Genomic DNA, 14281 nt, shown 5'->3' on the forward strand with positions numbered 1-14281 from the left:
GTATATCCTGCATACTTTACGTTGTATGAGCGCTGACGTTCCTGCAACATAAGTGTATGGAAGGTATAAACAGTCTTATTACTGTAGGTTACCTGAGTTTTTCACGTTGATAAACTCACACGGAGGCAGGTTTCAGGTGCGGGCACATCCGACGCCCATCTCCTTGAAGTAATCACATGATAAACAAAAGGTTTAAAGACACACGGCAGAAGGTATTCTCTACAGCACAGGTAACCGCAACCTTAAAGTGGATATTAAAATCACTTACAACAAGGTCATTATTTGGATTAAAAAACCACACCCAGTTAATTAATCAGCATAAAAACCCAACCACAAAACCAACATCAATCATTTTCACTTTTTTAACACATATCAATTTTGAGATATTGTTAAATAACCACTCTACTTCTATCTTTATCTTAAATAGCATTTTTTTGACATTCACTTTATATAAACAAAGAAATCATATGGAATATCACGTCATATAATAAAAATAGATTGCTCTTCTATTTTATGGATGTTCGTGCAACTCAGGATAAAAATCGAAGAACTTTTTTATTATTTTTATATGTTCGGAATTCCCCATCATCATGGAAGAGAGAATTAGCAGTACATTTTTCCTTTATAGATTTATTTTCACCATGCGAAAAACACTGAAATTTTAGCAAGCTATATTTCAGCAGTGCGAATTTTTTGTGTCAGTGGCTCTACCAATCAGGAAAGAGAATAATCCCTCTGCATTTTTCCGATAGGTTACCCCATGCCATATAAATATTCGGACTGATTAAAACGACTCGTTATGATTTCTTTTGTCATAGTCACTCGTAACGAGCAGTTTTCACGGAAACCAATACACTTTCGTGAAAATACTTTCGATGAAAATAAGTGAGATACCTATAAAGGAATCGTTATGAATTCTAGACGTATAACATTACCTATTCTGGCTACATTATTCACCACATTCGGCCTCTCTCCCATCGCCAGCAGCGTGACGATTACTGGCGAGATCCCCGTATCGCTGACCATCACTGCCGCCTGTGCGGTCGACAACGGTGGAGGTGCCGGCACCACATGGGGAACCATCGACTTTGGCTCCCATTCAAACCTGATGACCAATATTGACAGCCAGGTTACCAACAGCGGGAGCAGCGGGATTACCGTCAGTTGTCCTGTCGGCTTATCAGCAGCATTGAAGATAGGTCAAGGTGGGAACCCACTCAACTCGCTACGCAGGCTCACTCCGAGTACGGGAACCTATAATGTGCCTTACCGTTTATACAGTGACTCAACACGCTCGACAGAAATTCCACTCATAGACGCTACGGGTATTGCTATTCCTGCAACAGGCAACCCACAGTTGATCCCGATTTATGCACGCATCGCCCCAGCAGACCAAACCGTTATGTCGCCTGCCGCTGGAGCGTATACCGACACCATCACTGCCACTATCGAATGGTAATTTTTACAGGCTGACATGCTTACATGTCGGCCTTTTAGGGTCATTGCCCCACAAAGAAAGGAACGGCTATGTCACCACATTTTATACACGCGGCCGCGTTTACTGCTTACGCCCCGCAGTCGACTTCCGACATTTTCCGTCTCGCCATTCAGGCTAAGTAACCATCGGTATCGTGATGCGTTTCCCTCCGGCATTGATTTCGTCACTTCTGCTGTTTGGCCCTCTTGTCCCTACGGTGACAATGGCGCTCACGGTTAGCAGCACCTTTGACGTCGACGCAACCATACAAAAGGGCTGTATTTTTGGCACCAGTACAGCAAATAGCCAGCCCAATATGGGCCCACTTAATTTCGGGACTCGCAGTTCTACAGCGACCAACGTGGATGTTGCCAGCACGGACGGAGGCGGATCGATTATCGCCACCTGCACACCGGGCACTAACGCCATTATTGAACTGGACTACGGCACCAATGGCGGCAGCAGTACGCAGCGTTATCTGATAAATGCAGCAGGAACGCGCCTGCTGGCGTATCAGCTTTATCGCGATGCTGCACGCACGCAGGTATGGGGGACGGGAGGTCTGGCACTTAGCATTGTCTCTTTTCCTACCACAACCCAGACCTACACGGTTTATGCCCGCTACTTTGGCGGCACACCTCTGCCTCCCGCAGGGGTTTATACCGATAACGTGACCGTCAGCCTGACTTATTAAAAATAAAACAGGGTAAATACAGAATGAAAAGGAAAATGACGTTTTTTATTCGGGTAATGGTTTTTTTGTTAAGCAGTATCAGCTTATCTTGCTTCGCCGCCAGTTCTATCCTCGTTTGGCCAATTTATCAGGTCATTGAATCAGATGAGAGCAGTTCGGCGCTGTGGCTGGAAAACAAAGGCAATGCGCCCGTCGGTTTACAAATTCGCATCGTGTCCTGGAAGCAAATCGACTTTCAGGATCGTTATGCAGAACAACGTAGCGTGATTGCCACCCCGCCGTTCATGACGCTGGAGCCGGGTAAGCGCAATATGGTGCGTCTGATTCGTGTCAACCCAGCCCCCGCCAATACCGAGCAGGCTTACCGTGTCATCATTGATGAAATCTCTACGCCCTACCAACAAGATGCACCGCAGATGGGGCTGCAATTCCAGATGCGCTATCTGCTGCCTCTGTTTCTTGATGGTGAAGGGATCTGGACACATGTTCGCCCAGATAAACGACGTGCCAGCACTGAGCCTACGCGGCCAGTGCTCAGTTGGCGAGTCCGCACGGCAGAGGGGAAAAACTATCTTTATGTCCGCAACCGAGGCGTAGTACATGCCCGCCTGAGCAACGTCTATTGGTCCACCGCCCAGAACAAAGGGAGTCGGACAACGTTAACCGACGGCTTTTTGGGCTATGTGCTACCGGGACAAGAGATGCGCTGGCCGCTGCCTGCCGGCGTACCCACACCGAGTGCGGCGATGCAACTCTTTACCCAACTGATCGACACCTCCGATCCCATCTTGATTAAACGCGAATGATGGAACGGTTAACGACAGAGGTGCGTTTATTGCCTGTGCAGCCAGGGTGAGGTCAGGTATGAGGATCATCAATACAGGTCTCTTCCCCTTACTCATGTATGCCCCGTTTGCGCTGTTTTATTCTGCGATGGTTCTCGCGGAAGAGTACACCGATCTTCCGGCCCCCCCTCGTGCCATGCCCTCACTCAGCGAATCCGTTTATTACTTAACGCTTTCCGTTAACGGACAGAGCGATAACACCGTGGTGCCCGTCACGTATCGTGCTGGAAATTATTATGTGGATGCCGAGGTGCTGCGGCAGAATCACGTTCGCCTGCCGCAGCAAAGCACGGGGCTCGTCAATGTCAGCACGCTGCCAGACGTCACCGCCGATTACGATCAGGCCATACAGCAGCTACAGATCACCGTACCCACGCTCTGGCTACCCGAACAATCCGTTGAAGGTGGAGGACAAGACATGGCGCGCCTCCCCGCTCGCAGCAGCCCCGGTTTACTGTTCAACTATAATCTGTATTACACCGCCCCCCGCAGCAATTCGGATTCACTCAGCAGTTGGATGGAACAGCGTTTTTTTAGCCCCTATGGCACCTTATCCAATTCGGGGATCTACAATTTTATTTCGGGCAGTAATAACACGCAGCAAGGTGGTTATCGGCGTTTTGATACCTATTGGCGCTATAACGATAGCGAACGTATGATCACCTACCAGGTTGGCGACCTGATTAGCAACGCCTTGACGTGGAGCAATTCAGTACGTATGGGCGGCCTACGTGTCGCCCGTAATTTCGGCCTTCGCCCGGATATCGTAACCTATCCGATGCTGCAATATACCGGTACTGCCGCCGTACCCAGCACGCTTGATCTGTTTATCAACGGCTATAAAGCCAACAGCACTAGCCTGAATGCAGGCCCTTTCACCCTAACCAATACGCCTTACCTGAACGGTGCAGGGGAAGCAACCGTGATTACGACGGACGCTCAGGGGAGGCAAGTCTCTACCACGATCCCTTTTTACGTCTCCAACGTATTGCTGAGAGAGGGGTTAAGCGATTTCGATCTGTCGGTTGGCGTTTTGCGTCAGAACTATGGCGTACAAAATAATGCCTATACTGACGATCCTGCCATCAGCGGCATCTATCGATATGGGTTGGCCAATAAACTGACAGTTTCAGCGCATGGTGAAGCGGTAAAAGATCTGTATCTGCTCGGCGCAGGAGCCGACTTTACCCTTGGCCGCTGGGGAACGTTGAGTTCGTCCTACAGTCAGAGCGAAAAGGACGCGACCGGGCACCAATACACCGCAGGCTACTCCTATTACACCTCCGCATTTGGCCTGAGCGTTCAACATGCCAAACGCAGTGAAGAATACCGTGATTTAACGGCTGTGCTCACGGAAGGTCGCCTCAGCCGAGAAAGCAACCAGGCAACGCTCAGCAGCCAAATTTTCGGTAAAGGCAATGGCTCGTTTGGCGTGGGTTATTTCGATATCCGTGCCTACGATTCAACCCGCACCCGCCTGCTGAATCTCTCTTTCAGCCGCCAGATCTGGCAAGGCAGCTCCATCTACCTCGCCGTTAACAAAGCGCTAGGGGAAAACGGCTACAGCGCCCAACTTCAGTTCATGATGCCTTTTGGTAACAACAGCAGCGTCAATGCTGGGATTCAGCGCGACAACAATGGCGATTATTCACCGCGCGTAGGAGTGAACCGTACCGCGCCGACAGAAGGTGGCTTTGGCTGGAACGCGGCGTATGGTGCGGGCAGAAATCCTTATCATCAAGGTGCACTAAATTGGCGCGGCCCGTATGCCATGCTGGCTGGCGGGGCGTATGGCAATGAAGGAAATACCACACAGTGGGGGGAACTGAGCGGTTCTCTGATCTACATGAACGGAGGGCTTTTTCCCAGTAACCGCATCAACGACGCCTTTATTGTTGTCGATACCGAGGGATACCCCGACGTCCCGGTGAAATATGAAAACCAGTTGGTGGGGAAAACCAATAAACGCGGCCATTTACTCGTACCGTGGGTCGTATCCAATTACCCCGCAAAAGTGGAAATTGATACGTTACAACTGCCAGCCAACGTCACTACCCCACAGGTGGAGTCACGCGTGTCGGTAAAAGAAGGCAGCGGCACCGTCGTGACGTTCCCCGTTCATGTCGTGCGCTCAGCCAACATTATGCTGCGCAATACAGACGGTAATCCTCTCACCATCGGCACCTGGATAACAGACGAAGCCAGCGGCAACACCACGATCAGCGGCTATGACGGTCTGGCCTACTTCGCCAATCTGGGGACATCGACTCGCTTGCGCTTTAAACAAGAAGATGGACGGCTTTGCCGTGTGGCGTTCTCACTACCGGAATCACAGACCATGATGGCAACCATCGGCCCGCTTACCTGCCAGACTGACCCAAAAGGATAAAATGATGCTGACCCCGATACCGCAGATCCATCGCCGTCCTTCCGTCAACCGGCAAGCTTCCCGTTTGCTGCGGCTGGCTTTCCTGCTGGTGGCGCTGTATTACGCGCCTTTTAGCTACGCCGCTTGTACTACGCCCCCCAGCACCACCACGCTGGGGCCTTATGCTTCTTCCGTAGTCGGTGTTAACGGTACACCGCAGGTCGTGGCATCGGGAAGTGGGTTTCGCTGCTCAGGAGGGGTATTGAATGTGGGGACAACAAATACCATTGACGCCACGATACTGAATGATAGCAACCCCAGCGGCACTACCATGCGGATGCGCAGAGGGACAAGCACAGACTACGTTCCTTATAGCCTTTGCATGACTTCTGCCTGCAATCCTCCCTATTACACCATTGGCTCGACCAACCGCTGGACCCAAACAACCGTACTGGGCATACTCGGCTTGTTCAATTCATCGGATGGCACCATGCCAATTTATATCCGCACCAGCATCGGCAACAATATTGCCGCGGGTACCTATACCGATGTGGTAACCATTAAATGGGATTACAATATTTGTTCTCTGGGGGTTCTGTTCGCCTGTATTCCTGATCGAGGAACGACGACGTCAACCCTCAATATCACTATGACCATCACCAATGATTGCCAGATTACCAGCGCACCGAACATCAGCTTTGGTATTGCGGCGTTTCCCGCTGATTTCGTAGCGGTCAATAACAACCTCGGCGTTAACTGTACGCAACTGGGTGCGTATACCGTCAAGCTCATCAGTACCCATCCTGACGATGCCAACTGGCGCAGAATGACCGCAACCGTCGGTGGAACGCCTCACTACCTGCAATATCAACTCTATCGCACCGGAAACATCGCCTGGACCGAGACGAACGACCATAGCGGGACGGGAACGGGAATGACACAGAATATCCCCTACACTGCCCGCATTAACGCCAGCCAAGCCAATAAACCAGAGGGAACATATAAAGACACCGTCACGATTAACGTCACGATCAACTAGCGCGGCTGTCTTCATCGGCTGGCGGATAGAACGTCCGCTGGCCTTCCCGCATCGCGAGTAAACGTTCACAGGGCGCGAACCGATCGCCATACTGTTGTTGCAGCACCAGCAGCGTTTTCACGACCGTTTCCATCCCAAGGCGATCCATATAGTGGAATGGGCCACCAAGGAAAGGGGGGAAACCAATGCCAAATACCGCGCCAATATCGCCGTCACGGGCGCATTGAATCACCCCTTCATCCAGACAACGTGCCGCCTCATTCAACATCATCATCACGGCACGCTGGCTGATTAACGCAGGATCGATATGCGCCTTCGGCGTGACATCCAGCAGCGGGTAAACCGAACTATCGACCTCTTTTCCCGCGTGCCAGAAGCGATGCGTTTTACTGTACCGATAGAACCCTTTGCCATTCTTGCGCCCTTTGCGCCCATCTTTCAGGATCGCATCAAACGCGGGCGGGGAGGTAAAGCGATCGCCGAGTGCTTCACTCAGCACTGGTACGATCTTGGTTGCAACATCAATACCGACTTCATCAAGCAGTGCGAGCGGGCCGACAGGGAAACCAAAACGCACCAGCGCATGGTCAATCGATTCAACCGGCTCCCCTTCCAGCAGGCAGTACGCGGCTTCGTTGATGTAAGGTGCCAATATGCGGTTTACATAAAAACCGGCGCTATCACCGACAACAATCGCTATTTTTCCCTGCTTTCTCGCCAGAGCAACCGTCGTCGTGACCGTCTCTGCGCTAGTGTGTGCATGGGGAATGACCTCAACCAGTGGCATTTTATCTACCGGGCTAAAATAGTGCAGACCAACAACCTGCTGTGGACGTCGCGCACCTTCTGCGATTTGATGGATCGGCAACGATGAGGTGTTTGATGCAAAAATCGTGTGCGGCGCGGCATGCTCCTCAATCTCCGCCACCATTTGCCGCTTCAGCGCCAAATCTTCGAAGACCGCCTCAATGACGATATCCGCATGCTCAAAACCACGATAGTCCGTACTGCCGGAAATCAACGTCATCACACGCTGGCACTCTGTCGGTTTCATTCGCTTACGCTCGACGCGCTTGGTCAGCAGTTGCCAGTTGTACTTCAATGCATGGTTGATGCCCTGCTCATTGATATCTTTAATGCGCACCGGCAACTGCCCGCGCATCGCCGTGACACTGGCGATCCCTCCCCCCATCAATCCGCCGCCGAGAATGCCGACGCGATGGATTGGCTTTGCGTCAGAGGCCGCACCTGCGCTTTTCTTTAACGCATTCGAGGCGAAAAACAGATGGCGCAGTGCAGCAGACTCCGGCGTCATCACCAGCTTGCCGAACGCTCGCGCCTCCTGCCGATATCCTTCTTCACGGCCTTTTTCTATTCCCCGTCGCACCACCTGAATAATCTTTTCAGTGGCTGGGTAGTTGCCGTGTGTTTTCGCGCGAGTCTTGCGTTTCACCATTTTGAAAAGCAAATGACGAACACCCAGGCTGCTTAGCAGACGCGAACGCCAGTTCAACGGGAGCGTCTTCCTTTTGCCTTTTTTGAGGATCTCGACCGCCGTATCCAGCAGGATATCGTGCGGCACCGCCTCATCTACCAGCCCTTGCCGCAGCGCCTGGCTCGCGCGGAGATGGCGACCTGTCAGTATGAGATCCAATGCGCTATCCAGACCAATCAAGCGTGGCAAGCGCTGCGTTCCACCCGAACCGGGAAGAAGGCCAAGCTGGACTTCTGGAAGCCCCAGCACCGTCTTTTCATCCAGCGAGCAAACGCGATAGTCGCAGGCTAATGCCAGTTCTAACCCACCGCCCAGACAGGCACCGTGAATGGCAGCCACCACGGGGAAAGGTAGCGCGGCAATTTGATCGAACGTCTCCTGCCCCTGTTTCGCCAGATTTTCTGCCTGTTCGGCGCTGCTGCACTGGTTCAACATGGTGATATCCGCTCCGGCAATAAACGAATCAGGCTTGGCGGAAATAAAAATGAGTCCTCGGAGCGTCGCATGCTGTCGCGCCAACTCGAAGACCGAGATAATCTGTTCTGCAAATTCGCGCTTTAAGGTGTTCACTTTCTCACCGGGGATATCAATGCTGATCACACCGATATTATCCGGCCGAATGGTGAAGGAAAAAGCAGAGGGGCTTTCCGTTGCCGCGAGGAAAGGCTGTTGATCGTTCATGGCGTCACCTCCAGTACCATTGCCGCACCCAGCCCGCCCGCCGCGCAGGCGGTGGTTAATCCCAGTCCGCCCCCGCGCCGACGCAGTTCATTCAGCGTTTGCGTGATCATCCTCGCACCAGTGGCAGCAAAAGGGTGTCCATAGGCAATAGAACCCCCCAATACGTTGAACTTAGCGCGATCCACTTCGCCCAGTGCGGCGTTTCTGCCCAATTGGCTTCGGGCGAACTCATCGCTGGCAAACAGCTTCAGATTTGCCAACGTCTGGGCGGCAAAGGCTTCGTGCATATCAATGAGCGTCAGGTCGGCCAGTGCTACACCCGCCCTTGCCAGCGCAAGCGGGGACGCATAAGCCGGCCCCAACAACATATCACGCTGCACGCCGATGGCGCTGAATGCATAGCTGCGCAGGTAGCCTAACGGCGTAAGTCCCAGGCTTTTAGCCTTAGATTCACTCATCATCAAAACCGCCGCCGCACCATCCGTTAGTGGCGTACTGTTCGCTGCCGTCACCGTGCCATGCCGACGATCGAACGCCGGACGTAAACGCGAATACTGCTCTAAGGCCGAATCGTGGCGCACGTTGTTGTCTTCACTCAGTGCTTTCTCATAAGGAGGGACATACGCCGTCATCACTTCGTCCCGCAGCACACCCGATTCCCAAGCCTGTGCTGCCAGCTTGTGCGAGCGGTGCGCCAACTCATCCTGCTCTTCACGTGTGATGCCGTAGGTTTTTGCCATCTGTTCAGCGGTATCGCCCATGCGCAACCCGGTGGAATACTCCGCCACGGCGGGCGCAACCGGCAGCAAGTCTTTCGGACGCAGGCCACTTAATAGCTTCAACTTCTGGCCCAGCGTTCGGGCCTTGTTCATATCCACCAGTGTTCTGGCCAAAGCTTTGCTGACACCAATGGGCAGTACGGAAGAGGAGTCCGCCCCCCCGGCAATACCGACTTCCACCGTGCCTGCCATAATACTTTCCGCTACATTGGCGACGGCCTGAAAGCTGGTGGCACAGGCGCGTGAAACGCTATACGCATCGGTATGCACGCTCATACCCGTACCGAGCACAATCTCTCTGGCGATATTCGGCGCTTCAGGCATTTGGACCACCTGTCCGAACACCAATAACTCGATCAGTTCAGGATCGATACCCGTTCGAACCAGTAATTCACTGGTGACGAGTTTGCCTAACTCAATGGCAGGTACGCCATGATAGGCCGTTGCCTGCCGGGCAAATGGGGTGCGTAATCCGCTCACGAACGCAATGCGATCGCCACGGCGGGTTATCAGAGGTAATACCTCGCTCATAAACGCTCCTGTTAACCGAAAGTAGAGTACGCGCACAACAGGTCTGACCTGATTTCATTGTTAACCAGATAGTTACATTACGCAAAGCTGCGCAACATAAAAGTGTGAAGAACATGCACGTCGCTGCGAACAAAGATGAATAAATGGCAAAAAGCGGAGGGGAAAAACAGGGGTCAGGCGATTTGTTAGGGCAAGACAAGAAACAGCCAACAGGAGCCAGGAAAAGGCTCCTGCCAACACAAAAATTAACGCAGGCCGAGCTGGAAAATCATCGTTTCAGCCTGACAACTAAATGTAAAATCGATGTCCAGTTTCACACCGCCGTCTACCTCTTCCAGCGTACTGGTGATGTCGCAAGGTTCGGATTCTACCGCGCGCGCTTTTGCCGTCAGAGCAGTGAGTGCCACCTCTGCATCAGAACGATCGCCGAACACTTTACTGTAAGACGCCGTGCAATCCGTATTATCCATGATGGTGCCGACATCGACACAACAGCAGGCTGCGGTTTCTTCAGCACTGCATTTATTGATTACGTTCGTCATGATGCTTTCCTCTTAAGACGCGGGAGATTTGATCCAGTTCAAATATTTCTATCTTCCTTATATTTTACTCCTTCATGCTAAAGCAGTACCAGCACTTCATGCCAGCCAGTAATTTTAGTGATATCAGTCACATTAAAGTGTTATTAGGCAGTAAAGATCGCGTAATACTTCCTCACACAAATTAACCAAAACGTTAAGTAGATCTAATTACTGCATCATTTTGGAAATATTTAGAACACACAAATGCAACATTATCGTATTCCCAACTTATACTTTGGCAACTGGTCTGATTTGTCAGGCTGAGTGCGCCCCCTACAATGCGCGTCCCTTGTTACCCCGTGTAACAACGTTAAATAACAAGCATATAAAGAGGTTTTGGTCATGAGCCAGAAAAACCTGTTCAAACAATCCACAATTGCTGTTGCGGTGGCCCTGTTTTCAGCAAATGTGTCCGCGGCTGGTTTCCAGCTTAATGAATATTCATCATCGGGTCTGGGACGCGCGTTTTCTGGTGAAGGTGCCGTAGCCGACAATGCGACCTCTGGCAGCCGTAACCCGGCAACCATGACCATGTTTGACCGCCCTTCATTCTCCGGTGGCGTCACTTATATCAACCCGGATATTGATGTTCAGGGGAAAAACTCCCAAGTCCCAGGGCAGAACACCAGCGCCAAAAACATCGCACCACATGCCTGGGTACCTAACCTGCATTTCATCATGCCGCTTAACGAACAGTGGGCGATTGGTGCTTCCGCCACCACTAACTATGGTCTGGCGACTAAATTTAATGATAACTATGCAGCAGGTTCTATCGGCGGAGAGACCGACCTGTTGACATCAAACCTGAACCTGAGCGCTGCATATCGCCTGAATCAACATTTCAGCTTTGGTCTGGGCCTCAATGCGGTCTATGCCGATGCTAAGATTGTTCGTCGCGCTGGTGAACTGGCAAACATTCCTCCCGTCATTAACGGAGTACCGTCTGGTGGTTTGCAAGGCGTAGTCGCAGGCCCATCTTCAGAACTGGTTCACATGGAAGGTAAAGAGTGGGGCTACGGCTGGAATGCCGGTATCCTGTATGAAGTGGATGAAAACAATCGCTTCGGCCTGACCTACCGTTCCAAAGTCGACATCGACTTCGATGGTGATTACCGCAGTAATATCCCTGCGGGCCTCCCAGGAACACCTGTCGGGACAGGGGGGGCAACAATTCCCGGTAAGCTGACGCTGAACCTGCCGGAAATGTGGGAAGCCTCCGCCTACCACCGAGTAGCACCTAAATGGGCGGTGCATTACAGCCTGACCTACACCAGTTGGAGCCATTTCCAGGAACTGAAAGCGACAGGTAGCAATGGTAATACGCTGTTCCAGAAAGAGGAAGGCTTCCGTGATGCCTACCGTATCGCACTCGGCACCACCTACTATCATGACGATAACTGGACGTTCCGTAGCGGTATCGCATTTGATGACAGCCCTGTTCCGGCAGATAAACGTTCCATTTCCATCCCCGATCAAGACCGTTTCTGGTTAAGCGCAGGTACGACCTATGCATTTAACAAAGACGCGTCTGTTGATGTTGGCGTGTCTTATATGCACGGTAAGCAAGTTGATATTAGCGAACCTATCTCTGATAGAGCAGGTTCTCCAAGTTACAACTTCAGCTCCAAAGGTAAAGCCTGGCTGTACGGCGTGAACTTCAACTATGCGTTCTAAATAGAGCACGCGTCCTATTTGTTACCAGTCAACGTGATAAAGCAGGTAAGGCAACTTACCTGCTTTTTTTGCTCATCACAAAGCGCTTATCTCTTGCTTTCTTACACGGGGATCCGCGATCACAACATGAAGCAAAGCGAGATTCAAAAGAGCATAAGGGCGATACACCTTGTGATTGGATGTAAGCCCTTTATTCAGAATAACTATCATGCCGGATTAGTCATTCAACAGGCGCCCGCCATCTACGACGATCTCACTACCGATTGTCCATCGGGACTCATCTGAAGCCAGGTACAACACAGCCTTGGCAATCTCCTCCGCCGTGCCGAAACGGCCTGAAGGGATGCTCTTGACGATCTCCTCATTGACTTGTTTACGATAGCTTTCGGGAATGCCGAGTTTGTCATACAGCGGGGTATCTATAGGACCAGGACTAACCGCATTGATGCGAATACCACGTTCCATCAGTTCGCTAGACAGCGTCTTTGACAGGCTAAGGAAAGCCGCTTTGGTCGCAGAATAAACGGAGGCGCGACTCGATCCTACATGCGAACTAATCGACGTGTTGAGCACGATTGAAGCGGGATTGGCAAACACAGGCAATAGCGACTGGATCAGAAAATAGGGCCCCTTGACGTTAATATCGAAGGAGCGATCAAACATTTCCTCCGTCCATTCTTCCAGCGGTTGCCAAACAGAAACACCAGCGTTGAGAAAGACAACGTCAACCTTTCCGTAATGTGCCTCCACGGCTTGAGCCAGTTCATTCTGCGCACTCACGCTGGCCGAGTCGGCACGCAGCACCAGCACTTCGCTGCCAAGCTCGGATTTTGCCGCAGCAATAGAATCGGGGTTGACCCCGGTGACGATGACGCGAGCCCCCTCAGCGAGAAACTGCTTTGCGGTTTCCAACCCAATTCCGGAGGTGCCGCCGGTGATAAGGGTACGTTTATTGTGTAATCGAGACATTAAGAACTCCTGATCATAATAGCCGGATGCAGCAATTTGCTGCTTGGGACAGCGCTAATCATATTTGTATGCATAAATAATGATAAGATTCTTATTTCGCATATAATTTATTCCATTTTTGCATGAATAAAGGAGCCTTCACGTGGATCGTTTTCTGCTCATGACCTGTTTTAAACGAACTGTCGAAACGGGTAGTTTCTCTGCGGCAGCACGTGACCTGAATATGGGGCAACCCAACGTAAGCCGATACGTTGCCGCCTTAGAAGAGCATCTGGGAGTAAGACTACTTCAGCGCACAACACGCCAACTTGTGCTGACGCCCGAAGGTGAGCGGTACTACGCAGATGTAAGCCGAATTCTCGATGCAGTTGCAGAATCAGAGTCATCCTTGAGCGATGAGACGGAACCCACGGGACTTCTGCGAGTGGCCTGCCCAACGGCAATGGCCCATAGCTTCCTGGTACCACAAATCCCCGCTTTTCTGGCACGCTACCCCGGCTTGTCGCTGGATTTGCAACTTAGCGATCGTTTCGTCGATCTAGTGGAAGAAGGTGCCGAATTGGCGATCCGAATAGGCCATCCCACCGACAGCGCACTCCGCGCACGCCGGATTGGTCTTTTCACTCGCGTGTATGTCGCCTCTACAGACTATCTAAGCCGTCGCGGTATACCGCAAACACCGGAAGATCTGCGCGATCATGACTGTATTCTGTATTCGCTGTTAAACACGGGTAATACCTGGCATTTTCGAGATACCGAAATCAACGTTTCGGGGCGATTCCGAGTCAACTCACCACAGGCCATACAGGAAGCCGTCATAGCCGGCCTTGGGATCGCGAATGGGCCAGCATGGTTATACGAGGATGGATTGAAGAGCGGCAGGCTGTGTCAGGTGCTTTGTGACTATGAAGCGCCGCCAGTGCCAATTCAATTTCTCTATGTTGCCAATCGGCTGCTACCGAAGCGAGCAATGGTATTCATGGACTTCATTGCAGAAGCGTTTTCCAGAATTCCTGGACTCAACACCGGCCATCATTACCGCTAGCGCGCATTGCTCTCGATTGCAGTGACTTGCTTAACCCAATCGATATTGGTACTCAATTGCAAATGTAGTATTCCACTTTAGCAAAGTGCAGCCCCCCTTTTCT

Annotated in this window: 11 protein-coding genes; 7 read left to right on the plus strand and 4 right to left on the minus strand. The window is 51.6% G+C overall.

All coding sequences use genetic code 11. From position 1 onward, the window contains the following. The first annotated feature begins 910 nt into the window (after nucleotides 1–910). From A8F97_RS11530 to A8F97_RS11550, 5 genes are all read left to right on the plus strand, one after another. Nucleotides 911–1459 (plus strand): Csu type fimbrial protein, encoded by a 549-nt coding sequence (locus A8F97_RS11530; protein ID WP_014699112.1) that lies wholly within the window; start codon nucleotides 911–913, stop codon nucleotides 1457–1459. A 175-nt stretch (nucleotides 1460–1634) separates the two neighbouring features. Further along, complete coding sequence (locus A8F97_RS11535; RefSeq protein ID WP_014699111.1) at nucleotides 1635–2171, plus strand: Csu type fimbrial protein; 537 nt, start codon at nucleotides 1635–1637, stop codon at nucleotides 2169–2171. 35 nt (nucleotides 2172–2206) lie between these two features. After that, nucleotides 2207–2977, plus strand: a complete 771-nt coding sequence (locus tag A8F97_RS11540) for a fimbrial biogenesis chaperone (RefSeq protein ID WP_033071123.1) — start codon at nucleotides 2207–2209, stop codon at nucleotides 2975–2977. Nucleotides 2978–3035: 58 nt separating this feature from the next. Beyond that, on the plus strand, nucleotides 3036–5405 hold the full coding sequence (locus A8F97_RS11545) for a fimbria/pilus outer membrane usher protein (protein ID WP_033071122.1): 2370 nt from the start codon (nucleotides 3036–3038) through the stop codon (nucleotides 5403–5405). Nucleotides 5406–5409: 4 nt separating this feature from the next. After that, nucleotides 5410–6423, plus strand: coding sequence for a Csu type fimbrial protein (locus A8F97_RS11550; protein ID WP_033071975.1), 1014 nt, complete (start codon nucleotides 5410–5412; stop codon nucleotides 6421–6423). Here A8F97_RS11550 and fadJ read toward each other — a convergent pair. The 3 genes from fadJ to A8F97_RS11565 form a co-directional block, all read right to left on the minus strand. After that, nucleotides 6416–8599 carry a fatty acid oxidation complex subunit alpha FadJ gene (fadJ, locus tag A8F97_RS11555; RefSeq protein ID WP_033071121.1) on the minus strand — a complete coding sequence of 728 codons (2184 nt, stop codon included), beginning with the start codon at nucleotides 8597–8599 and terminating at the stop codon, nucleotides 6416–6418. The genes A8F97_RS11550 and fadJ overlap by 8 nt on opposite strands. After that, nucleotides 8596–9909, minus strand: coding sequence for an acetyl-CoA C-acyltransferase FadI (fadI, locus tag A8F97_RS11560; protein ID WP_014699106.1), 1314 nt, complete (start codon nucleotides 9907–9909; stop codon nucleotides 8596–8598). Before fadI ends, fadJ begins: the two co-directional genes overlap by 4 nt. A 245-nt stretch (nucleotides 9910–10154) precedes the next feature. Further along, entirely contained in the window at nucleotides 10155–10451 is a 297-nt protein-coding gene (locus A8F97_RS11565; protein ID WP_014699105.1) for a YfcZ/YiiS family protein, read from the minus strand. 381 nt (nucleotides 10452–10832) lie between these two features. On the opposite strand from A8F97_RS11565, the gene fadL reads away from it, so the two are divergent. Continuing rightward, on the plus strand, nucleotides 10833–12164 hold the full coding sequence (fadL, locus tag A8F97_RS11570; RefSeq protein ID WP_033071120.1) for a long-chain fatty acid transporter FadL: 1332 nt from the start codon (nucleotides 10833–10835) through the stop codon (nucleotides 12162–12164). Nucleotides 12165–12380: 216 nt separating this feature from the next. On the opposite strand, the gene A8F97_RS11575 is transcribed toward fadL, so the two are convergent. Beyond that, nucleotides 12381–13133 carry an SDR family oxidoreductase gene (locus A8F97_RS11575; RefSeq protein ID WP_014699103.1) on the minus strand — a complete coding sequence of 251 codons (753 nt, stop codon included), beginning with the start codon at nucleotides 13131–13133 and terminating at the stop codon, nucleotides 12381–12383. A 142-nt stretch (nucleotides 13134–13275) separates the two neighbouring features. Here A8F97_RS11575 and A8F97_RS11580 point away from each other — a divergent pair, with 142 nt between their 5' ends. Continuing rightward, a complete protein-coding gene (locus A8F97_RS11580; protein ID WP_014699102.1) occupies nucleotides 13276–14178 on the plus strand; it encodes a LysR family transcriptional regulator in 903 nt (300 codons plus the stop codon). Nucleotides 14179–14281: the final 103 nt, after the last annotated feature.

This window comes from Pectobacterium parmentieri (assembly GCF_001742145.1).
GTDB classification, from domain to species: domain Bacteria; phylum Pseudomonadota; class Gammaproteobacteria; order Enterobacterales; family Enterobacteriaceae; genus Pectobacterium; species Pectobacterium parmentieri.

Bases quoted from the DNA above. Each gene is read 5' to 3' on its own strand.
- A8F97_RS11530 (WP_014699112.1), top strand. From the start codon at position 911: ATGAATTCTAGACGTATAACATTACCTATTCTGGCTACATTATTCACC.
- A8F97_RS11535 (WP_014699111.1), top strand. From the start codon at position 1,635: ATGCGTTTCCCTCCGGCATTGATTTCGTCACTTCTGCTGTTTGGCCCT.
- A8F97_RS11540 (WP_033071123.1), top strand. From the start codon at position 2,207: ATGACGTTTTTTATTCGGGTAATGGTTTTTTTGTTAAGCAGTATCAGC.
- A8F97_RS11545 (WP_033071122.1), top strand. From the start codon at position 3,036: ATGAGGATCATCAATACAGGTCTCTTCCCCTTACTCATGTATGCCCCG.
- A8F97_RS11550 (WP_033071975.1), top strand. From the start codon at position 5,410: ATGCTGACCCCGATACCGCAGATCCATCGCCGTCCTTCCGTCAACCGG.
- fadJ (WP_033071121.1), bottom strand. From the start codon at position 8,599: ATGAACGATCAACAGCCTTTCCTCGCGGCAACGGAAAGCCCCTCTGCT.
- fadI (WP_014699106.1), bottom strand. From the start codon at position 9,909: ATGAGCGAGGTATTACCTCTGATAACCCGCCGTGGCGATCGCATTGCG.
- A8F97_RS11565 (WP_014699105.1), bottom strand. From the start codon at position 10,451: ATGACGAACGTAATCAATAAATGCAGTGCTGAAGAAACCGCAGCCTGC.
- fadL (WP_033071120.1), top strand. From the start codon at position 10,833: ATGAGCCAGAAAAACCTGTTCAAACAATCCACAATTGCTGTTGCGGTG.
- A8F97_RS11575 (WP_014699103.1), bottom strand. From the start codon at position 13,133: ATGTCTCGATTACACAATAAACGTACCCTTATCACCGGCGGCACCTCC.